Raw genomic sequence first — 26,535 nt, 5'->3', positions numbered from 1 at the left:
TTATGGACGGAAATCAACGATTTTCGATTCCTTGTCGGCGACGATCACCTTGGTGTCCGGGAAGCCCGAGAAACAAGTTCTTGGGGCTTCATCAAAGCCACCGTTACCGTTCGTGGTCAGGGAATAAGTACGGAAGACACTGCCGTTTGCATAACAGCTCCAGCTGTATGAGGTGTTGGGCGCCCAGTTGGTCATGGTGATGTGATAGAAGAACTTTCCGCCACCCGCATCCGGGCCCTTCTTCAGCGAGAGGGTGCGCTTGTCCTCGGGCTCCACAGGGGGTGGAGGCGGAGGAGGCGGCTCTTTCTCGATCGCCACGCTGTTTCGTGCCTGAACCGGGTCACTACAACCCACGCGAGAACACGCCTGAACAGTACCGGAGTACGTGCCCTCCTTGGCCTTCGAAACCGTAGCGCTCGTTCGAGTCCCGCTACCGCTCGATCCATCAGTAATCGACCAGCGGTATTCAAACGTCGGGTCACCACCCTTGTCGGACGAAGCTGCCCACTCCATCGTCACCGACGAGCCCTCGTAACGCCCGCTTCGGCTCATATCTGGAACACCCGGCTTGGACGGGACGCCGTACGAAACGGCCGACGCGGAAGGCGATGGGGCGCTGAGCCCGACATTGTTCTTCGCGGTGACGGTGAACGAATAGCTCACTCCGTTGACGCCAGCGAAGTTGACCGGCGCACCCAGGTTTCCCCTTGCCGTGACCGAGCCCTTATCACCACCGGTTCGCGTGATCATGTATTCGGTGATCGGTGCACCGTTGTTAGACGGCGACGGCTTGACGAGCACACTAATGTTCTCGGATCTGGACCCGTCGAGCGTAGGCGCTGGAGGCGCGTCCGGCGCGCTGGTCACAACTACATCCGCGCGACCCTGCGCCTGACGGGTGGCATCTTTGGTCGCATCCTGAACCGTGTAGATGTAACTGATCTGCTGGCTCTTTTCGGGACCAGGAGTGATGATGAGGTTCGATCCGGAGATCGTGTACGACGCGTTGCCCGAGCTGAGCTGAACATCGACGATAGTGAGCGGTTGGCCCGGGAAAGGGTTGTAGTCGTTTCCGAGAACGTTGAGCGTCACCGCCTTGCTGCTGCGACCATTCGGCTCCGAGTCGTCCACCGTCGACGGCATCGGCCGTGACGACGCAACAACACGAACATTCACGGAGCCATCGATCACAAACTCGCGGTACTTGACCTGGAACGTGAGCGTTGCTGCTGTGCCGGTCGGCGTGCCGAACGGCGCAGAGACGGTGATCGTTGACCCCGACAGGTCCGCCGTGATCCCGCCGGCCATGCCACCGAGTCCCGAATAGGCCAGATCTGCGAGAACTTCCGGGTTCTGGTGGAAGCTCGCTGCCCGCAGGTCGAGGGTCTGTGGCTCTCCGTTCGCTTCGATCGTCATGTTGGGGGGCGTGAAGGTTGGAGGTTCGTCCTTCATCTCCGGGTCGCCAACAATGATCGGAAGCACGAGTGTCGCCACGCCCGTCGATGAGCCGTCGGTCGCTTCAAAGGTGATGTTGGCGGGTCCCCGGTAATCAAGAGCCGGTGTGAAGGTCAGCGTCTGGTTGTCCACGAAGCTCGATGCGCCGTTGCTCCTCGCACTGGTGACCTTTTTGGCATCCGTGATCTTGATCTTCTTGCCGGTTGGCGACATCGCAATGTCGTCGAGCTTCCACGTGCGGGTGGCGTTCTTGTCCACGTACTGCGTCGGCAAGTCGCGCATCACCGGAGGCAGCCCGTCGGAGAACGGCGGTACAACGATGAACGCCGCTGAACTGAGGTCGTCGATCGTGTTGGTCAGTCGGTAGGTGATCGCCATGCGGTTGTCGACCAGGGTGACTCGAACCTTGCCGTTTCCGAGGTTTTCGGCGCTTGCGGCGTTGGGTCCTTCAATCGAAATTTCGAGGTCTTCCGTGCGCCCGCCGGAGTTATTCGCGCCTTTGAGCACGTCGATGTCGACGGTTTTCTCACCCACCACGTCGCCGGCCTCGACAATGTGGTCGATCAGTGTCGGTGGCTCTATGGTGGCTTCCTTCGTCACCCGCACCTGAACGAACGCCGTGTCTGTTCCACCGTTGTTGTTGGTGATCTCGTACCGAATCGACAGCGTCGTCTCTTCTTCAGGCGCCTCAATCTCGACGAACTGCTTCTTCTTGACTGTTGCGACGACGCCCTCCGGAACTTCCTTGAGCGCCTTCACGACCTCGATCTCGTACCCGTTGGGATCTGAGTCGTTGCCGAGGACCGGCACGGTGGCGACGCGGCCCGGCTGAACCTCGATGGTGTCATCGACGGCGATGGGCGGTGAGTCCTGCGCCGCGCGCTGAATAACGCCGATGCGCACAGTTCCGATCGCGGTCGCACCGAAGGTGTCTTTGAGAGTGTAGGAAAACACGTCGGTTCCCGCCGAACCGGGAGCCGCCGTATAGGTGAAGGTTGTGCTGTTCGAGTCGGTCACACTTCCGAGCGCCGGCGAACTCGCCAGCCCGTCGAAGACGAGAGAGTCGCCGTTGGGGTCGAGCCCGTCAAGCGGCACGTTAACTTCGACGGACGAGTCGGCGAAAACGCGAGCGGTGAGCGTCTTGGGAGCAGGGGCCTCGTTCTTGTCCTTATCGGCCCCGACCACATTGAAGGTCACCCGTGCGACCGCCTGCTGCTTGAACGCATCCGTCACCATGTAGGCGGCCGTGTACACACCAGGGTCCCGCGGAGCCTGATAACGAACTCGGTCGTCCGTGACGAAGGCAAGACCGCCTGTCGACGGCTCGACGAGGTCAGGAGCAAGAACCATCACCGCGTTGTCGGGGTGAACGTCGTTCTCGAGCACCGGAACGCTCGCGATATCTCCCGCCCGCACGGTAACGGTGTCGTCGGCGGCGATGGGCGCCTGGTGCTTCGTCAGCGGCGGCACCGGAACTATCGAAACGGTTGTTGTCGCTTCGTTCGTGCCGTCAGAGAGGGTGTAGCTGAATTGGAGTTGGTCGGTCACCGCTCCGGATGAAGTCACCCGGATCACCGAGGAGTTGAGCACCTCAATCGAGAGCACCCGCGACTCATCAGGGATGTCGAGCGAGCGAATGGCGAGGACGTTACCGCTGGGCGCCACATCGTTCGTGAGCACGTTGAGCGAGGTCGGCTCGTTCGGTCGCAGGTACCCGGTGTCGTGAACGGCGATCGGTTTCTGCACCTCGGTTGGCGCGTCCCGAACGTCGACCCGCAGCATACCGATGCTGGTGGCAGCGCCGGCGCCGAGTGTGTACTGCACGTAGTAGACACCGGCGTTACCCGCAACGAGCTGCATCGAGTTCGAGTCGGGCTTGAGAGTGATGGTGAGGCCACCGCTCTGCGCCTCTGCACCGAGGAGTGCGAGCTGTGAGCCGTTCGTCGACAGGTCGTTGTCGAGCGGGAACGCATCGATCGGCTCACCCACGAATGTTTGAACGTGGTCGGGTGTTCCGATCGGGCCGAGGGTTCCCGACGGTTTCACATCAACAGTGAAAGTTCCGGATGCTGTTTCGTAGCCGTCGGAAACAACGTAGACAATGTCCCGAGGGCCCTCCTGGGCGGAGGTGTGCGTTACGGTTACGAAACCTTCGTGCGAGAACCGAACGAGATCGCCGTTGTTGGAGACGGCGGACTGGAGAAACACGTCGTCGCCGTCGGGGTCGCGCCAGTCGATGAGCGGGTTGTACGAGATCGACTGTCCGACCTCGACGCTCACGGCTCCCTTGCGCTGTTCGACCGGAGGCGCGTTCGTCTCCATCGGCATGATGGTGACACTCACCGTTGCTTCGGCAACGCCGCCGGTGCGGCCGTCTGACACCGAGTAGCGGAACGAGATGGTTCCGGCAGATTGCTCTGGGTTCGGGGTGAACTGAAGGGCACGGCCACCGTCGATGAACTCGATGAGTCCGGACTCAGGGGCGAGGCCCTGCAGGTTCTCACCGATGGTGAGCACGTCACCGTCAGGGTCTGTGTCGTTGTCGAGCACCGGAAGGATTGTGCTCTTGCCCGGACGAGCACCGAGCGCGTCGTCGCGCGCGATTGGCGGCCGGTTCTGCTCTGTTCGGTCAGCCAGCGTGTCTTCGAATGACTGTGTCGACGCCTTCTCGTCGCCCTCTTCTCCGTCGTCTTCCTGGGGAGGCGTGACCTCTTCCCAGTTTTTGACGAGGCGCATGTTGGCGTCGACGAGCCAGACGTCACCGGTCTGCAGGTTGTTGAGGGCGATGACGTTCTTGTTGACACGGAATTCGAGGGTCGCTCCCTCGGCCAGCGGCTCGATCGGCTGGCGAGACGGCGATGCCTCGCCGCAGACCGCGAGGTACTTGCTCGCGCCAGACCATGCGCCGTGCGCGCAACCGTTGAGGTTGACCGGTGAAGAGATCTCGTTGGCCTTCGTCACCGGGTTGGTGATCTCGGCCTTGATGGTCTGCGGTGAGTCGTCGTTGAGACGGACGCGAAGCAGCGAGGATCCTGTCGCAACAATCACCTCACCTCCTGTCGCACTGACCTGTTGCAACTTCACGCCCTGATCTGGGAGCGAAATGGAGCTTGTGGCATCCGTCAAAATTCGGTTCTTGTCGCGGTCGAGAATGACCGCCTGCTCACCCGCGGCGGTGAGGAGATAGTCGTCGAGCTTCGGCAGCTCGGTGATTGTCGGGTCTCCCCCACCGGCCGGGTAGGCGTAAAGCTTTTTCTTCTCGGGCGACACAGCGAATGTGGTGCCATCGGTGGAAACAACGGCCTTTGCGTTGTCACCGAGCTTCGCCAGCGGTTTGGTGTCGACGGTGGAGAACCGCAGTTCGCCTGCGGTGTTGGTGATCCACAGCTCGCCGGTCTTTGGATCGACGATGCTGAGTTTGGTGTCACCGAGGGAGAGCTCGGCACCTGGCGGCATGTCTGCACGCTCAATCAGGGTGGTGAACGCCGAATCGACGCGCTCGACCGTGGAGCCGGACCTGTCGTGCAGCAGCACGTCCTCGCCGTTCTGCAGCACGTCAATGTCGTTCGACACTGTGGCGACCGAGGCGTTGAGCTCTTCGATCTGACGGTTGAGACGGCCAGCCATGAGCTCGGTGCCGTTGGTCACCCAGACGTCGCGCGCGCTGAGGTCGACGTCGGTGACGGGGAAGCCTTCGTGGAGCACCGCGACGGTGACCGGAACGGCGACGAGAACGGAAAGTGCGACGACCGAGGCCGTGACTTTGCGACCCTTAAGCCATTTCAACACGTTCTTGTCCCCCTGGGTTGACACAGTTGTGGGGTTCTACAACGCTCGACCCTCATCGAGGTGACACAGAAACCCAAGCAACGCTAGCATGTGCGGAACACCGCGATCTCATGCGTTCGCATGGACGGTGCAGTGGTGAGAATTATGGCCGAGTCAGCGCCCGTGGTGAGCTGTCTTCGGCCGCAGCTGAACCGGTGTGAACAATCCCGGTGTCCCCATTGTCGGACGTGGCCTTGGCTGCCTCAGCCGACTCGCGTTCGAACTTCTCGCGATCGAGGAGCACGAGGTCGTTCGCGTCGACGAGTCGTGACGAAACGGCGTACTCGACCAGGCGCGCCCGGCGGCCCGTGGCGAGCTTGCCTCGTCCACCGCGGAGCCCACGCACGCCGATGCGATCGAGCTTGTCGCAGACGTTGTCGAGTTTGCGGTTGAATGCTGTCTGCGTCCAGCCGAGTCGCGCGGCGGCGTCGACCGAAGCGGGGATCTCGCCTCGGCCCGGAAAGTCCTGACGCAGGACGTTCTCTGCCAGAGCGACGATGAGCAACCTCTGGCTGCTCGTGAGGTGCACAGGTCCGACTGTCGTGGTTCCCGCTGACAGTGCCGTCATGTCGTTCGTGCCGAAGTACTCGGCTTCAGCGTGGATGGTGAACTCGTAAGTGGTCGAGCCGGCGCTGAACATCACTGTCAGCTCGGGGAACACGATGGGAAGGCGTGCCCCAGGTGCGAGCCACGCCTGAACCTGACCGGTCGTGTCTGTCACGGTCGCGGAGAGGAGGTTGCCGACGTTTGACAACCACCACAGCCCGTTCTCATCACTGATCGACAGAAATCGGCGGTGCAGGAACGGGTTCTCGTCAATGATCAGGTCGGACTCGCGCCCGACGAAGAACGGCTGCCCAGGCGTGATGTCATACCACTCGCCACAGAATTCAACGCGTGGAGCTTTCACGATGTGCACATCTCCAAAGGGTCCCCCGATACTTTCCCTGAGCTTCGCCGAACGGCGACCTCGATACAAACCTGGCTGCCCGGAGCGAGAGAGTCCAGCGTCACCGTCGGTTCCTTGGTGCTGGTCGGCATCTCATCAGCTGTGCCGCCGGTGCGGCGCCACTGGAATGTGTCACCATCTTCCGGTTCCGGGTTCGACCAGGTGAATGTCACGCTGCTGCCATCGCCGATCGGGGCGACGGAAACCGACTCTGGTGTGGGCACGCCGGTCGTCACAATGTCTGAGGTCGCTTTGGGAGTCGGGTTGGCGTTCGGGTTCTGCGCGTCCGGACCGAGCACGATGGCGGCGATGAGTCCCCCCGCGAGCACGACGACGGCCGCGGCTCCGCCAAGGATCGGCACGAGACGGTTGCGTGTCGGGGCTGGCGGCGCAGTTTCCTCCGCGACCGGCGCCTGGGGGCGCTGGCGAAGAACCGTGTGTTCCGGCGCCTCCGCTGGCGCCGTAGCGCCCTGCGGTTGCACCGTCGGCATTCTCCGAATCACCGTCGGATCGGCCCCATGAGACACCGGCGCCGGGCTCGGGGCAGCTGTCGGCGGACGAATCGGCGCCGACGGCTGGGCGTGAACGGTTGCGACACCGCGAATGCGCGTTTTGTCGCCCGAATCATCGGTTGCGTTGCCTGGGCGGTCGAGAACCGTGAGGTTGGGAACATCGATCGCGGTCGGCGCATAGGAGAGTTCCATCTCCACACGCTGCAGTGCCCGCGCGAAGTCGATGGCCGTTGCGAACCGATTGTCGGCCTGCACAGACATGCCCTTGGCGAGGATCGTCGTCAGGGAGCGCGGGATATCGCTGCGCTCCATCGGTGTGACACTCCCCCGCTCGATCCGTCCAATGAGGTCGACAGTTCCATTGGGCTTGCCCGGGATTTCAAAGGGCGTGTGACCGGCGAGCAGCGTGTACAGGGTGGCGGCCAACGAGAAAACATCGCTGCGCACGTCGGGCTGCGGGTTGTCGTCGAACATCTCCGGCGGTGACCACGGAATGGACATGCCGATCGAGCCAGTCGCTGTCGCTCCTGACGAGTTCAGAGCCTCACGAGTCGTCGTGTTGACGGGCAGTTCGATGTCGACGGCACTCGAGATGCCGAAGTCGGTGAGCGCAGGCCAGCCGTAACCGTTCGTGAGCACGTTGGCCGGTTTGATGTCACGGTGCAGGATGCCAGCGGCGTGTGCGGTGGCGACCGCGCTGGAGAGCCGCACTCCCGTGCGAAGCGCATCGGCCACACTGAACCGGGAGCGCTTGTACTGTTCGGCCAGGCTCGGCCCCGAGCAGTACTCCATCACGAAGTACGGGCGCCCGTCCGGTGCAACAGCGGCGTGGTAAATCGTGACGATGTACGGGTGAGCCGAAAGCTGCGCCATGAGGTTCGCTTCGGCGACGAACGCAGCCCGCGTGCTGTCGGTAAGGTCGTCAGACGCGAGAACCTTCACGGCGACATTGCGCTTCGGCAGCTCCTGCTCGTAGAGGTAGACGTCGCTGAAACCACCGGCTCCGAGCGGACGGACGTAGTGCAGGCCGGGCAGTTCTGGCGGAGTGGCGACCGAGCGACCCGCCACCTTAGGCCTCCGTGATGCGCAGCAGGATATCGCTGCCAAGGTCGATGGTTGTTCCGACGATCACCGGTGTCGGCTCGCCAGCGCGCAGCAACTGCGGTGGCTTGCCGGGCGCGATCACATGGGTGCCGTTGCTCGAGTGCAGGTCGGTCACAACAACTGTGCCGCCCTCAACAGCGACTCGCAGGTGACTGCGCGAGATGTCATCACCGACGAGGGTGACGAGGTGAGGAAGAACGGATGCCGGCACGTTCGACACACTCGGAGCGCGGCCCAGTATGACGGGAGCGCTGAGCGCCTGCCTTCCGCCGTCGGGGAGCTCGAGAACGTACGCGTGCGACGGAGGCAGTACGCTCGACGCCTGCGGAGCGGTCGGCACCGGCGGTGCCTGCGGGGCCGGAGCCTGCGCCTTGGCGCGACGGCGAGCCTCGAGGATGTCAGCGGCGAGCATCGTGTGTCCGTCGTGATCGCCGAGCGTCGGGGCCGCGGGCTGCTGCGGCGGCGCCGCTGCCTGCGCGGGGGCGGGGACCGACGCAGCGGGTGCAGCAGGTGCAGCGGCATCGCTGTCGTCGCTCTCGGCTTCCTCGACCGCGGCGGAACCGACAGTGCGAAACACTGTTGCTCCGAAGAGATAGTCGTATCCGTCGGCTTCAGGTTCACCCTGGTGGCTTACCTTTTCGGCCCGAACCCCGGTCGTGGTGTGAAAGACGCGAGTCTCTTCGGTGCTCTCGGCGAGCACACTCGGTTCGACAGTGGGCTCGGGGCGCTGCGGAACCGGTTCGGGCGAGACTGCCGCACTCACGGCATCCGTCGTCACCGCTTGCGGTGCATCGTTGTCGAGCCGAATCGATGACACCCACGCTGCGCCCTGCGACAGCGGAAGCAACTGATCCGTCGCGCTACTCCCACCGGTCTCGACGGTGAAGCTGACCGCGTTCTCGATCACCTGCTCTGTCCAGGTCGTCACGCCGCGCGACGAGACGACCACTGTGTCGTCGTCGGTGATCACGCTGACGGTCGCACCGCCGCGCACGATGACGCCGAGGCCGTTGCTCCTCATGGCGCCGTCAACCCAGAAGACGAGGGCGAACGGTCCGACGTTCGACAGCCCCTTCGCGGTAAGCATTTCAAGAACATTTTGAACGGATGCTGTTGCGTCACCGGCAGCAGCAACCTGGGCGATACGTTCAGAATCGCCGCCGACCCGGGCGACAAGCACGCGGCCGGCCGTCGCGACAGCGAGCCAGTCGTGTTCAGGCGCGTCGGCGTAGAGATACCCTGTCATGCCACCCTCAGATCCTCGGCAGGGTCTGCTCGAGGAATCCGAGCGACCGATTTTCATGATAGCCCGGGCGCGGCGGCGTCGTATCGACGCTGGTGGAATCGACGATGAGGATCGTCACGTTGTCGTGAGCCCCTGCGTCGAGAGCGAGTTGCAGCAGTCGGTCGGCCGGGTCTTCGACTCCTGAGCGCAGAACCGCTTCGATTTGCTCTGGGGAGACCTCGCGGGTGAGCCCGTCAGAGCAGATTAGGAACGTTTGGTGGTCTGACGCCGGCAGGAGCCACACGTCTGGGTCGGCGTCGGTCTCGACTCCCACCGCCCGGGTGACGACGTTGCGCTCGGGGTGAGTGAGCGCCTCGAACTGTGTGATCGAGCCTGCGTCGATCAGTTCCTGGATCGCCGAGTGGTCGACGGTGACCTGGCGCAGTTCGTGGTCATCCCAGAGGTACACCCGCGAGTCGCCGATGTTGAACGCCATCCAATGGCAGTCGGCCTGGCTTGAGAGCGAGACGAGGGCGAGACCGGCAACCGTTGTTCCGGCGATGCCTGTGGTTTCGGCCCACGACGCGATGAGCGAGTTGGCCGCGGTGATCGCCGTGAATACCGCTTCTGGTGTTGTCGGTTCACCCCGGCGGATGCTGTACGACAGTTGGTGCACCATGGCCTGGCTGGCCAGATCACCACGGGTGTGGCCGCCCATTCCGTCGGCGACAGCGAAGATCGGTGCCTCAGCGATGAGGCTGTCTTCGTTGTGGGCGCGGACGTGTCCGGTCTCACTCCGCCCGGTGACGCTGACCGTCACCTTCGAGCGGGGAGTCGTGATGGTTTCTACGTGGGCAGGCATGTTCATGCAATTCTATGGATGTTGGCTGGCGGTCTCGATGGGGAGGAGTCCCCATCGAACCACGTCGCCGTCGATGACCAGAAACTGAGGGGCGTCACTCACTGACGCCCAGCGAGGCGGGAGGCGGAGGAATTTCACCCGGCCACGCTCCGTATGCGGCAGCAACGTCATCCACCGGGATGCGCACGCTCCAGTCATTCTTATTGTTCTGATCGACCGTGCCTGGGAGTCCGATTTCCGCTGCGAGTGCGACGAGGTCGAGGTCCTGGCCCTCAATGCCGAGTTCGACCCGAACCGTTGTGGTTGGTCTTTGATCCGTTGAGGACCACGCCTGCCGAATGATGTACTCGAGCAGTTCGGCGGGATTCGCAGAATACCCGGCTTCAGCCGATACCCATGCGAGGAGTTTTACCTGGCTCGGAAGCCCGTCGGTCGACGTCGCGATCTCCGCGGAGGTGATCCCCGGCAGCTGGGCGACAGCTTCAGCCGCCTGGACATGGGAATACTCCGCCCGAGCGGGCTCGGATGAGCCTCGGCCTGTCCCCCCGAACGAACAGGCGGCCAGCATGCTCGAGGCAAACAGAGCGGTCAGACAGAGCAAAACGGTGCGCGTTACGACGGTTCGGCCGGTCATGGGCGTTTCGCTCCGTAGTCGACGACGGTTCCGTCTGGCCTGAGAAAGCCTGAGGCCGAGTCGACGAAATGCTCGAAGCTCGGGTCGCCCTGTGTGGCGGCCGCTTGAGCGGTCATACCGTAACGCTCAGCGCTATGGGCTCCAGCGATGCCAGGGGCCTGGTCCTCGCTTGCCAACCAGGGAGCATCGGTTTGCACGGTTGTCCAGTTCGAACCAACTGGGTTTCCCCGTCCGTCGAGCCGCGCAACCGGATCTTCGGAGTGCTCAAGCGCCAGCACTTGAATGTCCGGGTCAATAGGAAACCGGGCGATGGGTGAACCGGCCGTCACCACGTGGGTGACGTTGAAAGGCAGGCTCTTGTCAGCGGCCATCATCCCTGCGGTGATACCGCCGAGGCTGAAGCCCTCAAGCATCACAGGATCTGTCGCACCAATCCCCGCTTCGGCCATCGCCTGCCTCACCGCATCGGCGAGCGCAGTCGGGTACCCAGCCATAGCGTGCAAATCGCTTGTGACATCGTTCGGCGTTGAACCAGCTTCGGTGGCCCAGCCTTGTGTGCTTGGAATCTGCACGACCCAGTGTGGTGGCTCTCCCCCCGCTTCGACAATTCGGATGCGAGCAAAGGAGCCATCGCCGTCCCGATCGTCGATCTCACCTGAGTTGTGCATGAGGTCGGCGATGCTCGTTGGACTGGTGGCAGTGTCAGGGGGCCCCGGATCGAACATCGTCACCGTGCCGTCATCGAACTGGCCGAACTTCTGTCCGCCGCCCAAAATCGCCTGAATCGCTTCTTCGTAGGAGCGCGGTGGCCACGGTCCGCCGGTGATCGACGAAAGCAAGCGACCGGCCTCATCGGGACCGAGCAGCGCAGCGAGAGGAAAGGTCAGCCCGGAGAGGAGCCCTGGTGCACCGTTGGCGATGACGTCGACAAACCAACTCTGATCACCCGCGAGTTCGTTGAGGTCCTGCATGGCGTCGGTCATCGTGTCAGTGAAGTCGGCCGCCACATCGTCGCCCGAGAAGTTCGCTGCGGTGCGCCGAGCCAATTCGGCCAGAAGAGCAGCAGGGTCGCCGGCAAGCCAAGGGTTCTTGATGAGAAGGACAGCGGTGCCGGCCAGACCCGCCTGAACGGCACTCACGGCTTCATCGACGGCGGCATCGACGCCGGCCGCTCCTGTGAAAATGAGGGCACCGCCAGCGCCGATGATCGCGAGTGGCACCGCAAATACTCCGGCGGCGAAGGTGCCAGCGTTCGCCAGCCCTTCGGCAAGAGCGGCCAGGGTCGAATCGGCGAGCCGATAGGCGATAACGGCTCCATCGAGGAACAGGCCGATGACCGTCGTCTCTGTCGCCAGGAGAGCGAGGCCACCCGTGACCACCGCGACCTTGGCTCCGACAAGCGATGCGGTGATCGGAGAGAGCACGACCGACTCCAGGTAGTCCCCGTCCAGCAAAACGCGGCCAGATTCGATCCCTTTGTCGACGAGAAGCCCGCCAAGGTCACGAAGCTTCCCGGCCTGTCTGCTCATATCGTCGAGGTTGGCACCGACGCCACCAACACCACCCGAGACTGTGATCCCACTCATCTCAGTACCCCATCCGGGTCAGGAGCGCGGCGGTGACATCTGCCGTGATCGCGGTCTTGGAAACGGTCCGGCAGCTCACTCGCCCGCTTTCGACGAGGTCGTGGGCTGTGACCGGCTGTGTGCCGATGTCGACGCCGAGTCGGATCCAACCCTCATCGGAGAAGAACCAGGCGGGCGCCCAGGATTCGCCGGTGAGCGTGTCGTGCATTCGCAGAACGAACCCGCCGGTGATGGTCGCAGCGAGCTTCGCGAAGGTCGTGTTGTCCGGGTCAAGGTCCACTCGACGGAGGGATTCCCGCACCACGTCCTGGTTGCCGGTTCGCGCCGCAAGAACGAGTGCGGACGCGTCAGCCAGCGAGACAGTGCAGACCGCTTCCGACCCGGTTGAAGGACTGTTGTCGACCAGATCGAGAGAGCGAAGTGCCTCGTCGATGAGGTCGCTGGTACCGCACGCGGTGATCTCGACCGAGTTCTCGTCGAGAACGCGAGGCGTGGCATCCGTTTCTGTATTTTCACTCTGCACCTGCTGGGTGCGCGCGAGCCCAAGGCAAAAAGAGCCAGCCACTGAAAGCGACTGGAGGACACTTCGCGACGGCCCCCATGCGGCGATGTCAATCACCGTCGTTGCGACCTGCGGCAGAGAGAGCACAGCGCCCAATGCGGGGCGGAGGTTTTCGGTGAGGTCGGGATCGCCGGCCACCGCCTTGTCGTTGACCAGCCGGCGGCGCTGGAGAGAGGCGAGCGCTGCCTCTTCCCGCAATTGCCGCTCGGCAGGAGCAACGGTGTCGCCCCACTCGGAGACGAACTCGACGGGCACACGAATCGCTTCGATACGCGACGTAAGCAGGTGCCACTCGTCGGCCGAGAGAAGAATGCGGGTGCGCCGCGTCTCTGTGTGTGGTGCGCTCATTCGGCCCATCCGTTCCTCTTGGTGTGAGCTGCAGCGTCGAGCCATTCGACCGAACCCTGTTCGGGAAGACGCGGGACACCGGTAACCAGGTTCTTCGCCTGTGCGACGAGAGAAGGGGGAACTTCCCTGCCGAGGAACTCGAAGACTCGGACAGCGCCCTCTTTGAGACTCTCAACTGTGTTGTTCACCAGATTGCTTGCCGCGTTCCATCGATCGGTAAGCCAATTGGCGGCGTCTTCAATCGCGGCCTTCATGGCGTCAACCGCCGCCGCGTGGTCGTCGACGGCCTGGGCTGCATCATCAGCGCCATCGGCGAGCGCGCGGAGCTGCACGGCTTTCTGTCGAGCTTCCTCCGCGTACTTCGCCGCAGCCGTAGACACCCAGTCCGCGTCGGCTGCGCTGAGCATGACCGCCGCCTGGTCTCTCAGGTCGGTCGCGATACCGCGCAGTTCAAGGGCGCGGCTCCTGATCTGTTCAGAGTTGCCGTACACGGTGCCACCGGTTTGCAGGTTGGGGGAGGTTCACGCTTCCCACCCTAGGAGTTGAGTGAGACACGACCAATGGGCAGCACTGCCCATCGGCCCGTGGGACGGGACGCGGGAGATCCGACGGCCGCGGATGCGATGGGCACCGCTGAGCCGGGTCATGTCGACGGCGATGCCCTCCCCGCTACGGGGCCAGCTCCAGTTCGACAGCGTCCACGATCAGTGCGGTCTCCGCGGCCATATCGGTGAACGCGTCTGGGCGCGCCGTACGGAATGTGATCTGCACCATCTCCTCAGCGCCGGGAGGGAAAATCGCAAAGACAGCGCGCTCCTCGAGCTCACCGTGGTCCTGACCCTCCTGGGTCAGGAGCGCGAGATGACTGAAACCGATGAGTTCTCCGTTCGGGTGGGTGCCGCGCCACGAGGTGAACCGGCTCACAGCGAACTCAGTCGAACTGAGGGTGCGGTGCGATTCCGCGAACTCAAGGTAGGTCTCTGGGTTGTCGTCCGGGTCCAGCTCGAGAACACGCAGCACCATGGCGGCGGCGATGAATCCGCCGTTTGGCTCGGGCAGCATGATCGCGGCGACGTCGACACCGTCGGCGATGAACTTCGACCGAATGGAGTCGAGCGCGCTCGACACACGGTCGACATCCGCTGAGTCCGTGTACTCGATGTCGAGGCCGGCGATCCACTCTGACGAATCTGCGCTTTCCAGATCGACGTCGAACCAGTTCTCGGGGAGGGTGAGTGATACGCCTGTGATGTGAGAGCCTGTTGCCATAGGCGTCTACGCTAGCAATTTACGGGTCGGCGGTGTAGCCATCCGCCCGCCTGTCACGACTTCGAGAGCCGTCACCCCGGGACCCGGCGTCCGAATTAATCGTCCTATGTGTACGACTCGACGCGCTCGACAGGCAGCCCTGACCGCCATGCGTTCAGTGCCATAACAATGGACGCGATCAGCAGCCCGACTCCAGCCGCCGCGAACGAGAGCACATAAGCCGAACTGTCCACATGGAAGCCGACGGGCGCGAGGCCCAGCGCCCCTCCGGCGACGGCTGCCACCATAAGCTCACCACGCCAGATGTGGGAGAAACGACGCCAGGCAACCTGCGTCGCTGACCCATCGACGATTGACGCACGATTGCGGTCCAACAGCCGGTTGTATGTGAGTTTCTTCAGCAGCGAGACAAAAACGACGGAAGCAATCGCTCCAGCAATGGCCCCGTAGGCGATGGCGGCGAACCAGAACTGCCGGGCCGACGACGAACCGTCCTCGAGTGCAAGTTTGCCGACGACGTCCAGATAGACCGGAAACGGCAAGACGAGAACCCAGGCGAGAATGGCGAGCAGCCACAGCGTCGTATGGAGGGCCACGCTCGTCGGGTTGAGGACAATCCGGAATGTGCCGCTACTCCAGGCGGACATGTTCTCGCCAACTCCCCAGCGTCCACGGCTGGCGAACTGGCCAAAGAAGAACCCGATCATCGACAGGAACAGCATCAGAATCGGGAACGACGTTGTCGTCGATCCGGACCGGTCGTCCTCGAAGACGTCGCTGATGGAGACGCCCTCTCGGGTGAACCACAGGATGGCAACGAGGGCGGCGATCGCGACGGCCAGTGCAACCGCGCCGATGCTGTTGCCGACCACCGCGACGATTTTGCGAACGCGCTCGGTGCCAGCTGACGATTCGCTTTCTCCCGAAGGAGGAGCTTCGGCCATCCGGTCTTTTGTTTCCACGTTCCAGGAATCGCCGTTAGACAACCTTTGCTCCTTCATCTTCGAGCGACGCTCGATTCAGCCAGCCGAGGGAACCGACAATCGCGTCGAACAACTCAAGCCACAACGCAGGGGTGTGGGCCATCGGCGCCTTGATGTGTACCCGAGCCAGCCGCGAACCGTCCCCGGCGGGCAGCCAATAGTTGATGCGCAAGTCCGTGGACGTTTCGGTTTCGTAAGTTGTCGTTACCACCTCGTGGCGCCGAACGATCGGCCGGTCCGATTCTTCGTCTATCAGTGTCGCGCCCGGGTAGGTGGCAAGAAGCCGTTCCGTCTGGGTGCTGTCGTCGTTTTCGAAAGCAGACGGCCAGTTGACCGGGATGATGATCAGGGACGCAGGAAACGGGACTCCTGGGAGAATCTCAAGCGAGATCGCGAGGCCGACCGCGCCAAACGTAATGGCTTCCTCCGCAGCTTGAACGAGGCTTGTCTTAAGCTCGCGCCGCACGCTCGCCAAGCGATCGTTTTTCCCCATCTGCTTTTTGATGAGCGCCGTGATCCGCGCCTGGGCGGCGTCACGGTCGGTCAAGGGAACCACAGCCCATGACCCTGGAAGAATCAGCGACAGGTCGGCGCCGGTCAGAATCACTTTGCGGGTCATGCCGGCTCCAGGTCCAGTTCGATGTTTCCGACCATCGTCGACGTTTCTTCGGCGATGTCGTCAAAAACACCGAGCCGCGCGGTCCGGAATGTGATTTGAACGAGTTGAGTGGCCGACTTGGGGAAGAGTGTGTAGACGGCCCGTTCTTCGAGGGCGCTCTCCTCGCGTCCAGGTGTGGTGACCAGCGCGAGATAGGTGAAAGCCACATACGGGCCGGATGGGTGCTCGCCGGTCCAGGACACGAAGGAACTGATGTCGAGCTCAGGGGTGCGCAAATCCTTATGAGACTCTGCGAACTCGAGGAAGCTCTCCGGTGTGTCGTGTGGGCCACGATTCAGCAGTTCGAAGAGCAACGCCGCGCCGACATTGCCTCGGTTCGGTGACTTCAGCTGAATGGCCGCGACATCGACCTCGTCAACGAGCATCGCCTCCCGCAGCGAGGCCATCAATCCGGCGAACAGTTCCTGGTCGACGCTGCCATCGAACTTCACGGGGAGGGACGCGATCCACTCAGCCGGGCTTTCCGCTTCGAGATCGACGTCGTACCAGTCCTCAGGAAGGTTGAGCCGAACCCCGACGATCTCTGATGCAGTCACTTACGCAACCCTACAGAGCCGGGCTGGTGTGAGAAAATTCGTCGCTCCACTATCGGGCATCGATTGAATTGCTCAGGCTGGATGTCACAGCGTCGGTTCCCTTGCCGATGAGGGAATCGATGGTGAGCGGCACATCGGTGAACGGCGCAGCAATCGTCTCAGCTGCTTCGCCAAACACCTTTGCACCCTCAAGGATGACTTCCGCTTTGAGCTCGGGAGGCATATCGGACCAGTCCATCGACTGGAGCGCTTTGGAGAAGTCGGTCACGTCGCCCTGTTGAAGCAGCTTCCAGATCTTGCCATTCTTCCCTTCAGCGAGCGACCGGAGGAACTCGGATGCTTCCGGGCCCTTGAACGCGTCCTTGAAATCCGTGAATGGCTTAGTCGCGTTCTCCAGCAACTCCTTGCCCAAGGTCTTCGGAGCGAATGTGTTCCTCAGATCGTTCATGTTCTCGCGGTGATTCCTGTCCGCGAGGTTCCGTGCCCGGGTGACGGGGCGAGACGGCGTCTGCGCGTTAGCGTTCCGTAGCACGTTGTCCCGAGCAGCGTTCGCTCGAGAGAGCGCACGTCCGCTCCGAGCGGCACGAATCCCCTTGATGGCAGCCATGATGGCTTTTCCACCGATGAGGCTGAGAACCACGCCGACAGCGGCACCGATGACTTCACCGAGCGACATCTCGCCGCGTGTGAACTTCATCAGCGAATCGATGAGTTTGATGATGCTGATTAGCGCTGAGACCGCGAGGAGAATTTGGCCAAGAATGGGCACCCACGACAGAAGAAGCGCAACGATGGCGATCCAATCACCCCACTTCTCGACCCAGTCAACGAGGTGGTCCCACCAGCTGTCGCTCAGGTCGTCGTCAGAGACGACCGCTTCGATGGCGTTCGCCGCGACGTTGCCTGCGGCCTCTTTCTTTGCGACGGCCTGGTCGTACTTCGACTGGGCAGACGAAGCCGCTGCCGCGAAAGTGCTTGCCTGCCCACTCCACACCGTCTGCGAGTGGCTGTCGGCTGCCTGAGCTTCGCCCGGAATCGCTGCCTTGTCCGCAAATTCGTCGGCTTTCGCCTGTGCTGCAGCGTGATTCTGACTTGCGCCTTCATGGGCAACCCGAGCTTCGGCAGCCTCGGCCTGCGCGTCTTCGAGTGCCGTTGCGTATGTGCTCAGCGCCGTCGCGGTCGTACGGTAGCGGCGTTCCGCTTTGCCGATGCTCTCCGCGCTTTTTTTGGCTTGGACCCGGATTTCGTCGACAGCCTTCGACCTGTTTCCGTCGGAGTTTTCGCCAACTGCTTTCAGCGTGGCGGACGCGTTTTGAATGGCATCAGCCAGATTCAAATAGCGGGTGGCGTACACCTTCAGCTGGCTTGGATCGCCTGTGATTTCAGGGAAGGACATCGATTTACGACCTTACTGTCGAGGGGAAAAGCGAAAGGTGGCCGCTAGGAGGCACTTGGCACGCCCGGAATCGGCGTTCCGGAGGTCTTGGTCAGGGCCTTGGCCAGGTCCGCGTCAAGTTGCGTGAAGGTGTCAGCGATCGAGCCGACGCTGTCTTTGATTGCCTTCACCGATTCGATCGTTTCATCGCGCTTGATGTTCCAGCTCGATGCGAAGTCTCTCACCCGGCCAGCGAGGCGCGGGTGACCCGTCAGGTCCGCGACGGCTTCGCTGAACTTTTCGGCCCCCTCAAACTCGGTCAGGATCGACTGCAGGTCGATCTGCGTCTGCTTGAGAAGTTGACCCTTGACGATGAGCTGCCCGCTCATGAAAAACCCCCGGAGAGTTGGAGAAAAGTGAAAGAGATTCGGGGAGGGGCGGCAGCGCCGACCCTCCCCGAAGAAGCTGTGAGGCCTTAGCCGCGGATGGCGTTGGCCAGTTCGGCGTCTGCGCTTTCGAGCGAGTTGGCTGCCTTGGTGAGGTAGTCAGCCATGCCCTGTGCACCGCCGACTGCCTGGGTAGCACCCTGCGTGAAGGTGGTGAAGGATTCCTGGAACGCGCCGGACGCCTGGTCGGTGACGAAGCCGCTCGACACGAGGTCGGTCACGAGGCGCTGCAGCTCGTTGATCTTGTCTTCGAGCGCACCCTTGCCCGTGATGATCTGACCGGAAGCAGCCTTGAGGTCGTTGAAGGTTACGTTGATGTTTGCCATGGTGATAGTCCAATCCTTGGTTTGGAGATCCCGTCTGGATCGTCCCCACGTGAACAACCTAACTGAGGACGAACCCACTCGTCGATGGGGACCACTCCCCATCAGCCTTCTCTGCCTCTTCGACCGCGAGCGGCAGCTGCACTCGGGCAAACTTTCCGCCCGAAACCAGCACACCACGGCCCTGCGGGAATTCGGCACGCTGCATCCGCGGCAGGCTCGTCTTGAGCACGATGTCACCATCGATGGTCTCCGGCTGCAGCAGGAGTCCTCTGCGCGCGTTCTTGAACTCGCCGAGCAACGGCCACGAGCTCGACCAGGAGCTCGACTCGGCCTCGGCCACGATGAAGTGGTCGCTGCGCTTGATCGCCCGGATCATATCGACGATCGGGTTGTCTGCCGCTGTCTGAAGGAAGTCACCGATCTGCTCGACAACGACCGCAATGGTGCCCTCGGTGTCTGGGTCGACAATCGCAGCGAGAAGCTCCTTTGCGAGCGTCGCCGCATCCTCGATAGCCACAGCTGCGGAAATGAACCGCGGGTCACGAGAGACGGGCGATCGCTTGTTTCCGATGTAGTACAGCCGCACCTCTGGATCGAACCGCGCGATCGACTGGACGATTCCTCGGAGCGCCGTTGTGCGACCGCTCGCCGGCGGGCCCGAGATGAGGAAAGTGCCGACGAGTTCGATACCTGTTGGTCCGAGGTCCTCGTCGCTGATGCCGATGGCGGGGAACGAGCCGACTCGGGTGGGCAAGTCGCTCACCGGGTATTCCTTCGGCAGCGAACGCACCGGCTGAGCGGGAATCACACCGGCACGGGTCATGGCCGCTGCGAGTCCCTTGGTGGCGACGGACTGGTCGGAGAGCGACGACGATCCGCCGAGGACGGCGATCTGGGTCTCCTCGCCGTCGACAATGGCGCGGCCAGCTGGCGACGATGTCGAGAGGATGTCTCCGGGCACGTCGACCATCGCGTACGCGGTCTCGTCGGCGAGCCGAAGTACGACACGACGCTGAACGCTCGAGCTGATCGAGCTGGGTACAGAGCCGGTGCGGTCCGCTGTAAAGGCGACGTGCATGCCGAGCTGGCGTCCGCCAGAGATGATGTCGGAGAACACCCCGTACCACTGCGATCGACCTGCCGGAATTTCGAACTCAGAGCGGAAGTTCTGGAACCCGTCGATCAGCAGGAGGATTCGTCTTTCGGTTGGTCGATTGGCGAGGCGTCGATAGTCGACGATCGAGGAGGCGTTTGCTTCGGCAAAGCGCGGTCCGCGGGCCTCGAGTTCCTGCTTGAGCTGGCGCATGAGGCGGATCACCCGCTCGGTGTCGTCCCCATTGATGATCGACCCGACGTGCGGGAGGTCCTGCAGCATGCGCAGGCTTCCGCCACCGAAATCGAGTCCGTACACCTCGACAGGTCCACCGCGGGGGGTGATTGCCGCTGCGGTCGCCAGCGTTCGAAGGACCGTGCTCTTGCCCGAGCCGCCGGTGCCATAGATGACGAGGTGACCATCGACATCCGGGGAGAAATAGACCGGAAGCTGTAGCTGCTTCTCGGGCAGGTCGCTCACGCCGAGCAACAGCTGCGCGTCAGTACGCTGGCGCAGCTTGCCAAGGTCGTACGCCGGCGCGAGTTCATCCTGCCATGGTCGACGCGGGGCGGGAATGCGAGCCTGGTCGGCGGCCTGGACGATCGATGCCACGAGCCGCTGCTGATCTGTCGGACCGAGGTCGCGCGATTCGTCGACATCGCCGCGACCGGGTTCCTCCCAGCGGGCCTGCGCGCCGAACCGGAGTTCGGTCACATCGATGCCGGGGCGTTCGGGCTCTCGTGAGGTCCAGCCGCCAGCGTAGGCGGACTGGAAGGTCTGCAGGCGGCCCGGACCGGTCTTCGCGAGACCACGACCTGGGATGGCCGGGTCGAAGTGTGCTGCGTCCTTGACGCCGACGACGTCGGTGCTGTCAGACTCGTCCGCCATACGAAGGGCGATGCGCAGGTTGGTGTTCGCGCGCAGGTTGTCCTTGATCACGCCGGCGGGACGCTGGGTTGCCATGATCAGGTGAATGCCGAGCGAGCGGCCGCGCTGGGCGATGTCGACGACACCGTCGACGAACTCCGGGACCTCTCCGGCGAGCGCCGCGAACTCGTCGATGACGAGGACGAGGGCAGGCGGGCTGTCTGGGTCGCCACGCTTTTCGAGCTCGAGCAGGTCCTTGGCCTTCTTCCGGTTGAGCAGGTGCTCGCGGAAATGCAATTCAGCGCGGAGGCTGGTCAGTGCGCGGCGCACCAGGTGCGGGCTCAGGTCGGTGACGAGGCCAACACAGTGCGGGAGGCTCACGCAATCGGCGAAAGCGGATCCGCCCTTGTAGTCAACAAAAAGGAACGTGACGCGGTCGGGACTATACTCCGCGGCCATGCCAAGAACCCAGGCCTGAAGGAACTCACTCTTACCGGAACCGGTGGTTCCACCCACGAGGGCGTGCGGCCCCTGGGTGCGGAGGTCGAGGTGCATAGCATCGACGCCCGCCGAACCGATGGTCGCGCGGAGCTTGCCCGCACGGCGCTTCTTCGGCTCGACACCGGGGGTGCGGTCGTGAATCGAGGTGTTCTGGCGCCAACGGTCGATGACCGCGTCACTGTGCTCAACAAGGTCATGGCCGAGAAGCGCCACCATGGAAACGGAACGTGGCAGGTCGCTGGAGTCTGAGACAAGGGCACCGGCGTCGATGACGGGCGCCATCCGGCGGGCATAGTCGAGCGCCGTCTGCGGGTCGATAAGCTCCGTGACCACATCGGTGATCGCCTCGCCAATGCGGACATAGCCGACGGTTGCGAAGCCGTCATCGTCTGGCACGGACAGGTACGTGCGGCAGACGGCGGGAAGGGCTGGGACGTCGCGAGCCATCCAGATCGGGTAGACACCGGCATCCGCTGCCACTTCGGCGAGTTGCACGAGTCGTGCCCGGTCGACCGAGACGTCGTCGGCGATGAGCACAACGATGGCAGGAAGCGGAGCCTGGAAGCCCTCGTCCTTGGACTCGCCCACATCGGCGCCGCGTTCGAGCGCAGCGGCCTTCTGCGCCATGGCACCTCGGCGCTGCAGCTTGGCCTTCTGCTCGGCAATACGAGACTGGATGATCTCCTCGAGAGCCGACATGAGGTTGGCCGCACTACCGGCGCTGTCAGCGAGGTGAATGCCCTCAATCGGCGAGTGCGGTGAGGAGGTGTGCGGGATCCACTTGAGCCAGGCCAACTGGTCGGACCACTGCGGGGTCACCATGGCGGCGACCGCGAGTTCTGACGGAGAGTGCAGAGCGGTGAGCTGCACGAGGATCGAGTTGAGCGAGCCGATCGCGGCCGAGGGGGAACCGGCGATGCCGAGGGCACCGGAGTCGTGAAGGTTGTCGATGATGGGCACGCCGGCGACGTACTTATTCTTCTCGATCAGTGCTTCAAGTCGTTCCTGGAACTTGGGCAGAAGGTCTCCGTGCTCGCTCGACTTGATCGAGTTGCGCGACGTCATCGACCCGACGCCGAGCCGCACGTTGAGGAAGGACCAGTGCTCCGGACGTCGGGTCCAGAGGAGCGAGCCGCGCCGCATGGCGCCGTCAAGCGCTTCAGCCGTTGATGGAGCCTCGGCGAGGCGCAGCACGCGCTCGGTGACGCTCTCCTTCTGCAGCCGCTCGTCGAGGTCTGCCAGCCGAGTGTCGAACTTGGCGATCGCCTTCTTGAGAGCTTTCTTGTCGCGGCGCTTGCTGGTGATGTAGTTACCAATGAGCATCAGCGGTGTCATGGCGACGAAGATGAGCGACATCGGGTTTTTGGTCAGCATGAATAGCGCACCACCCATGAGCATGGGGGTGAGCATCGCCAGCAGCGGGAACGGTTGTGGTTCCTTCTCGGCGGGCACCTCGGGAGCCGTGAACTCCTGGCCGGCGTACCGCTGCTCCACCTTCGGCGACCGGTTGAAGAAGATGGGTCCGGCCTTCGGAGCGACCCCGGCTTCGGCGACGGACTCGTGCAGGGCGATTCGCAGTTCCGTGTCGCCGAGGCGAATCGTCTCCGTCTCGGTGACACGCAGCCGGGCGACGATACCGCCGTCTACCTCGACACCGTTCGCCGACCCCAGGTCGACGACGTCAACGGCGTCTCCGACCTCAAGCCGCGCGTGCTTTTTCGAGACCATCTTGTCGTCGAGAACAATCTCGCAGGACTCGTCGCGACCGACCGTGCAACTGCCTGCGGTGAGCGGGATGCTGCGGCCCACCTCCGGACCGGAGAGCACCGTGATCGTCGCGAGTGTCGGCGCGTGCCCCGTTTTCGCCTGGGAAAAGTATTTGCCAGCGTCGGAGATGTGCACTGTTGCACCCGAGCCGATCCATGACTCCCCCACGGGAGCGTCCGGCGGAAGCGCCAACCACTCCGAGTGCCCCGGCAGCGCCGCCTGAAGCGTGTAGTTCCCATCCCTGGGCAACGCTTCGGCGGGGTCGACCCGCGCGATTGTCGAGGCAACCTCGGCGATGGTCGCTCCGGCATCCGTTGTGACGATGATGTCGTCGCGGGCACCCGTCGGGCGGGCATAGGTCAGTTTGAGGCGCATGTTCGTCCCTTAGTCACACGTCGGTCCCGGCGAGAGAATCGCCAGGACCGGTCCACTTACCCTACCGAGCGCGAACCGGCGTCGCGATGTGGAGGAGTCCCCATCCGAAACACAACGGCGGCAAGCGCAGACAGCACGGCCACGACGTAGACGCCCGGTGCGCTGAACTGCATGAGAACGAACGTCGGTCCGCGCAGCGGATCACCCGACCCCAGTCCGAAGAGCACTCCCCCGACAACGAGAAACGCCGCGACAGCGCCAAGCGTTGGTAGAACAATCGACGTGAGAATTGCGGATGCTTCGCCAAGCGTCAGCAGGACGGCCAGATACCCAGCCGACGCCCCAACGATCATCGCCCCGAGGAGCCAGCCAGAAACATCCGCTTCGAGAAAAGAGGTCAGCGAACCGGTGAGAACCGCTGTGCCAATGAGCACGACAAGGAGACCCCCTGCGGTGACCAGCGCGACACGCAGGCGCCGAGGATCGGATGGAACTGAGCTCACCGGATCAGGCGACGACGGGACCCTGCTCGAGCACCCGCTCGTATTCTGCTTGCGCCTCGGCGTTGCGCTCACGCACCTTGCGGCCGCGCGCTGCGATCCATGCGCCGAACCAGATCGGCACCTCACGGGCGACCAGGAACGCGATGATGGCTGCGGGTGAGAGCAGCACCCGACGCACGGTGTCGCCGACCTGGGCGGGGGTGATCGTTGTGGCAACGTCGATGAGGACACCGCCGAGGTAGGAGCCGTAGACGATCGCCGCAACGGCGAAGCCGCCGAGGACGTATGCCCACCAGCCGCCGCGGTTGACGATGGCGACCAGAAGCGCCATCGCCAGGAAGAAGAAGAGCACCGGGATCCAGTACGGGGCGCGGGCGAGAACGTCGCCGACGACGTCGACCGAACCGTTGTTCGCGAGGAGGATCAACGCAAGGATGCCGGCGTAGAGCACGGCGAACGCCAGGGTGGCGAGGAGCGACACCAGGATGCCGAAGCCGCGGTTGCTCTTCGGCTTCGGCTTCGACGGCGCCTGCACGTAGATCGGCTGGCGTACGGGGGCCGCTGGCGATGCGGCCTCTGTGCGGTTCGCGTCAGCCGCGGCACGGGCTTCGGCTGCGCGCTGCGCTTCCTTGTCGGCACGCTCGGCCTCAGCACGCTCGGCTTCGACGCGCTCGGCTTCGATCCGCTCGGCTTCGATCCGCTCGGCTTCGACGCGATCTGCCTCGGCCCGCTCGGCCATTGCCCGCTGGGCGACGGTCTGCTCGGCGCCGACCGCTCCGGTTCCGGCCTCAGCGTCGCGGATCTCGGCTTCTCGGAGGTCAGCCTGAGTGAGCACGGTCGGTTCTGTTGCCGACAGCACGTGGGTGTCTGGCTCTTCCGCGTATGCCTTGTCAGCCACCTCGGGAACGTGGTGTTCATGCGCGACGGGGAGAGCAGCATCCGTCTCGCTCGAAGAATTCTCGGGCTCAGGATCAACGGCGGAGTCGTAATCGATGACGATCTCGCGGTCGGCGTCCGCGGGCGGCGCGGTCGGCGCAACGGCGGTGTCGCTCTCGGGATCAAATGCGACGGGTGTCGTGTTCTGCGCGTTCGGGTCGAGCTTGTCGTTGCCCGAGTCCGGGGTGGTGTTGCTCATGGTGGCACTCCTCGTCGATCAGGGCGTTGTGTGCCCCAGTGTGGTCACTTTAGCGCGAGGAAGCGCGGGTTTCGGGGAACCGCGCGGGTGTTAGTCGTCATCGAGCGGGTGAAGAATGCGGTGCAGGAACTGCTGCGTGCGCTCCTCACGCGGAGCTGTGAAAATGTCGCGGGGCGCACCACGCTCGACGATGACCCCGCCGTCCATGAACAGCACCTCATCGGCAACCTGGCGCGCAAAGGCGAGTTCGTGGGTGACGACGAGCATGGTCCAGCCCTCGTCGGCGAGCTCCTTCATCACGGCGAGCACGTCTCCGACGAGTTCGGGGTCGAGCGCGCTCGTCGGCTCGTCGAACAGCAGCAGGTCTGGCTTGAGCGCGAGCGCCCGCACGATGCCGACGCGCTGCGCCTGGCCCCCTGACAGCTGAAACGGGTACACGTCACGTTTCTCGGCCAGGCCAACGCGTTCGAGCAGCGCCTCCGCCTCGGCAATCGCCTGCGCCTTCTTCACGCCCTGCACCTGCGTCGGGCCCTCGATAATGTTCTCGATCACGGTCATGTGCGGAAACAGGTTGTAGTGCTGAAACACCATCGCCGTGCGGTCGCGGAGGGCGAGAATGTCCTTTTTTGCGGGCTTCGCCGCATAATCCACACGGATGCCGCCTGCCGCGGTCACGACACCCGCTTCCGGAATTTCCAGGCCGTTGATTGACCGAAGCACAGTGGTTTTGCCAGAGCCTGATGGACCGATCAGCACGAGCACTCTGCCGCGTTCGATCGAGAGGTCGATGCCGCGGAGCACCTCGTGCGAGCCGAACGCCTTGCGGAGTCCGGAGACGTCGAGGAGCTTCTCGCCCGAACCGGGGGTGGGGTTAGTGAGCGACATATCGGTCCAACCTTTTTTCCAGCAGGCCCTGGCCAGACGACAGCACGAGGCAGATCAGCCAGTAGATGAGCGCCGCTTCCAGGTACAGCAGCATGAACTCGGAGGTGAACGCGGCAATCTTCTGCGCCTGGCGGAACAGTTCGGTCACGAGAATGAGCGACGCGAGCGACGTGTCCTTCACGAGACTGATGAAGGTGTTCGATAGCGGAGGCACCGATACCCGGGCCGCCTGCGGCAGAATCACCCGGCGCAGCGCCCGCGAGCGCGACATGCCGATCGTGTACGCCGCTTCCCACTGGCCTTGGTGCACCGAGAGGATCGCCGCTCGAATCACCTCGGCCGCGTAGCCGCCAACGTTCAGTGAGAACGCGATGATCGCGCTCGGCCACGGGTCGATGGTGAGGCCGATCGACGGAAGGCCGTAGAAGATGACGAACAGCTGAACGAGCAGCGGCGTCCCACGGATGATCGAGATGTAGATCCTGGCGATGCTCGACACGATGCGGCTGCGTGAGAGCCGCATGATCGCGACAAACAGCGCAAGGACAAGTCCGATCGCGAACGAAATCAGCGCGAGCGGAATCGTTCCGGTGATCGCTCCAGACAGCAGAGGCCAGAATGAACTGACGAACAGGTCCCAGCTCGTCTCCGTGACCACATCACTCGTCGCCGTCGGCGCGGCGGCCGACAGCGACGTGCTCAGAAATTGCCACTCGGTCATGAGGGCAGT

At 63.4% G+C, this 26,535-nt stretch carries 21 protein-coding genes; all 21 read right to left on the bottom strand.

Features of this window, described 5'->3' with window-relative positions:
• Positions 1-5,244 carry an Ig-like domain-containing protein gene (locus D9V28_RS00335; RefSeq protein ID WP_147440885.1) on the bottom strand — a complete coding sequence of 1,748 codons (5,244 nt, stop codon included), beginning with the start codon at positions 5,242-5,244 and terminating at the stop codon, positions 1-3.
• Between the two features lie 142 nt (positions 5,245-5,386).
• Complete coding sequence (locus D9V28_RS00330) at positions 5,387-6,193, bottom strand: hypothetical protein (protein ID WP_229727666.1); 807 nt, start codon at positions 6,191-6,193, stop codon at positions 5,387-5,389.
• Positions 6,190-7,812 (bottom strand): protein kinase domain-containing protein, encoded by a 1,623-nt coding sequence (locus tag D9V28_RS00325; protein WP_121657752.1) that lies wholly within the window; start codon positions 7,810-7,812, stop codon positions 6,190-6,192. The genes D9V28_RS00330 and D9V28_RS00325 overlap by 4 nt, the downstream gene beginning before the upstream one ends.
• Before the next feature lies 1 nt (position 7,813).
• Positions 7,814-9,094, bottom strand: a complete 1,281-nt coding sequence (locus D9V28_RS00320) for an FHA domain-containing protein (RefSeq protein WP_183086379.1) — start codon at positions 9,092-9,094, stop codon at positions 7,814-7,816.
• A 7-nt stretch (positions 9,095-9,101) separates the two neighbouring features.
• On the bottom strand, positions 9,102-9,935 hold the full coding sequence (locus D9V28_RS00315; protein WP_183086378.1) for a PP2C family protein-serine/threonine phosphatase: 834 nt from the start codon (positions 9,933-9,935) through the stop codon (positions 9,102-9,104).
• A 94-nt stretch (positions 9,936-10,029) separates the two neighbouring features.
• Positions 10,030-10,569, bottom strand: coding sequence for a hypothetical protein (locus D9V28_RS00310; protein WP_121657749.1), 540 nt, complete (start codon positions 10,567-10,569; stop codon positions 10,030-10,032).
• Positions 10,566-12,155 (bottom strand): lipase family protein, encoded by a 1,590-nt coding sequence (locus tag D9V28_RS00305; protein WP_121657748.1) that lies wholly within the window; start codon positions 12,153-12,155, stop codon positions 10,566-10,568. Before D9V28_RS00305 ends, D9V28_RS00310 begins: the two co-directional genes overlap by 4 nt.
• 1 nt (position 12,156) lies before the next feature.
• Positions 12,157-13,065: a hypothetical protein gene (locus tag D9V28_RS00300; protein ID WP_121657747.1), complete on the bottom strand. Its 909-nt coding sequence runs from the start codon at positions 13,063-13,065 to the stop codon at positions 12,157-12,159.
• Positions 13,062-13,556 (bottom strand): hypothetical protein, encoded by a 495-nt coding sequence (locus tag D9V28_RS00295; protein WP_121657746.1) that lies wholly within the window; start codon positions 13,554-13,556, stop codon positions 13,062-13,064. The genes D9V28_RS00300 and D9V28_RS00295 overlap by 4 nt, the downstream gene beginning before the upstream one ends.
• Positions 13,557-13,734: 178 nt before the next feature.
• Positions 13,735-14,334 (bottom strand): hypothetical protein, encoded by a 600-nt coding sequence (locus tag D9V28_RS00290; protein WP_121657745.1) that lies wholly within the window; start codon positions 14,332-14,334, stop codon positions 13,735-13,737.
• Between the two features lie 104 nt (positions 14,335-14,438).
• Positions 14,439-15,320 (bottom strand): hypothetical protein, encoded by an 882-nt coding sequence (locus tag D9V28_RS00285; protein WP_147440884.1) that lies wholly within the window; start codon positions 15,318-15,320, stop codon positions 14,439-14,441.
• The gene (locus D9V28_RS00280; protein ID WP_121657743.1) at positions 15,313-15,936 is read right to left on the bottom strand and encodes a hypothetical protein; all 624 of its coding nucleotides are present in this window, start codon (positions 15,934-15,936) and stop codon (positions 15,313-15,315) included. The genes D9V28_RS00285 and D9V28_RS00280 overlap by 8 nt, the downstream gene beginning before the upstream one ends.
• The gene (locus D9V28_RS00275) at positions 15,933-16,532 is read right to left on the bottom strand and encodes a hypothetical protein (RefSeq protein WP_121657742.1); all 600 of its coding nucleotides are present in this window, start codon (positions 16,530-16,532) and stop codon (positions 15,933-15,935) included. The genes D9V28_RS00280 and D9V28_RS00275 overlap by 4 nt, the downstream gene beginning before the upstream one ends.
• Before the next feature lie 49 nt (positions 16,533-16,581).
• Complete coding sequence (locus D9V28_RS00270) at positions 16,582-17,928, bottom strand: hypothetical protein (RefSeq protein WP_121657741.1); 1,347 nt, start codon at positions 17,926-17,928, stop codon at positions 16,582-16,584.
• Between the two features lie 44 nt (positions 17,929-17,972).
• Positions 17,973-18,296 carry a hypothetical protein gene (locus tag D9V28_RS00265; protein ID WP_121657740.1) on the bottom strand — a complete coding sequence of 108 codons (324 nt, stop codon included), beginning with the start codon at positions 18,294-18,296 and terminating at the stop codon, positions 17,973-17,975.
• 86 nt (positions 18,297-18,382) lie between these two features.
• Entirely contained in the window at positions 18,383-18,679 is a 297-nt protein-coding gene (locus D9V28_RS00260) for a WXG100 family type VII secretion target (RefSeq protein ID WP_121657739.1), read from the bottom strand.
• Between the two features lie 58 nt (positions 18,680-18,737).
• A complete protein-coding gene (locus D9V28_RS00255; RefSeq protein WP_121657738.1) occupies positions 18,738-23,282 on the bottom strand; it encodes a type VII secretion EssC family protein in 4,545 nt (1,514 codons plus the stop codon).
• Positions 23,283-23,338: 56 nt separating this feature from the next.
• Positions 23,339-23,785, bottom strand: coding sequence for a hypothetical protein (locus tag D9V28_RS00250; RefSeq protein ID WP_121657737.1), 447 nt, complete (start codon positions 23,783-23,785; stop codon positions 23,339-23,341).
• 4 nt (positions 23,786-23,789) lie between these two features.
• Positions 23,790-24,920 carry a hypothetical protein gene (locus tag D9V28_RS00245; RefSeq protein WP_121657736.1) on the bottom strand — a complete coding sequence of 377 codons (1,131 nt, stop codon included), beginning with the start codon at positions 24,918-24,920 and terminating at the stop codon, positions 23,790-23,792.
• A 90-nt stretch (positions 24,921-25,010) separates the two neighbouring features.
• The gene (locus D9V28_RS00240) at positions 25,011-25,805 is read right to left on the bottom strand and encodes an amino acid ABC transporter ATP-binding protein (RefSeq protein ID WP_121657735.1); all 795 of its coding nucleotides are present in this window, start codon (positions 25,803-25,805) and stop codon (positions 25,011-25,013) included.
• Complete coding sequence (locus D9V28_RS00235) at positions 25,792-26,526, bottom strand: amino acid ABC transporter permease (protein WP_121657734.1); 735 nt, start codon at positions 26,524-26,526, stop codon at positions 25,792-25,794. The genes D9V28_RS00240 and D9V28_RS00235 overlap by 14 nt, the downstream gene beginning before the upstream one ends.
• Positions 26,527-26,535: the final 9 nt, after the last annotated feature.

It is taken from the genome of Mycetocola zhadangensis (assembly GCF_003668565.1).
GTDB classification, from domain to species: domain Bacteria; phylum Actinomycetota; class Actinomycetes; order Actinomycetales; family Microbacteriaceae; genus Mycetocola_A; species Mycetocola_A zhadangensis.
Note: the sequence above shows the minus strand (reverse complement) of the source record. Positions and strands in the feature narration are given on the sequence as shown.

What these genes read in the sequence shown, in the direction of transcription:
- D9V28_RS00320 (WP_183086379.1), bottom strand. Translation starts at nt 9,094, where the DNA reads ATGACAGGGTATCTCTACGCCGACGCGCCTGAACACGACTGGCTCGCT.
- D9V28_RS00315 (WP_183086378.1), bottom strand. Translation starts at nt 9,935, where the DNA reads ATGCCTGCCCACGTAGAAACCATCACGACTCCCCGCTCGAAGGTGACG.
- D9V28_RS00310 (WP_121657749.1), bottom strand. Translation starts at nt 10,569, where the DNA reads ATGACCGGCCGAACCGTCGTAACGCGCACCGTTTTGCTCTGTCTGACC.
- D9V28_RS00305 (WP_121657748.1), bottom strand. Translation starts at nt 12,155, where the DNA reads ATGAGTGGGATCACAGTCTCGGGTGGTGTTGGTGGCGTCGGTGCCAAC.
- D9V28_RS00300 (WP_121657747.1), bottom strand. Translation starts at nt 13,065, where the DNA reads ATGAGCGCACCACACACAGAGACGCGGCGCACCCGCATTCTTCTCTCG.
- D9V28_RS00290 (WP_121657745.1), bottom strand. Translation starts at nt 14,334, where the DNA reads ATGGCAACAGGCTCTCACATCACAGGCGTATCACTCACCCTCCCCGAG.
- D9V28_RS00280 (WP_121657743.1), bottom strand. Translation starts at nt 15,936, where the DNA reads ATGACCCGCAAAGTGATTCTGACCGGCGCCGACCTGTCGCTGATTCTT.
- D9V28_RS00270 (WP_121657741.1), bottom strand. Translation starts at nt 17,928, where the DNA reads ATGTCCTTCCCTGAAATCACAGGCGATCCAAGCCAGCTGAAGGTGTAC.
- D9V28_RS00265 (WP_121657740.1), bottom strand. Translation starts at nt 18,296, where the DNA reads ATGAGCGGGCAGCTCATCGTCAAGGGTCAACTTCTCAAGCAGACGCAG.
- D9V28_RS00260 (WP_121657739.1), bottom strand. Translation starts at nt 18,679, where the DNA reads ATGGCAAACATCAACGTAACCTTCAACGACCTCAAGGCTGCTTCCGGT.
- D9V28_RS00255 (WP_121657738.1), bottom strand. Translation starts at nt 23,282, where the DNA reads ATGCGCCTCAAACTGACCTATGCCCGCCCGACGGGTGCCCGCGACGAC.
- D9V28_RS00245 (WP_121657736.1), bottom strand. Translation starts at nt 24,920, where the DNA reads ATGAGCAACACCACCCCGGACTCGGGCAACGACAAGCTCGACCCGAAC.
- D9V28_RS00240 (WP_121657735.1), bottom strand. Translation starts at nt 25,805, where the DNA reads ATGTCGCTCACTAACCCCACCCCCGGTTCGGGCGAGAAGCTCCTCGAC.
- D9V28_RS00235 (WP_121657734.1), bottom strand. Translation starts at nt 26,526, where the DNA reads ATGACCGAGTGGCAATTTCTGAGCACGTCGCTGTCGGCCGCCGCGCCG.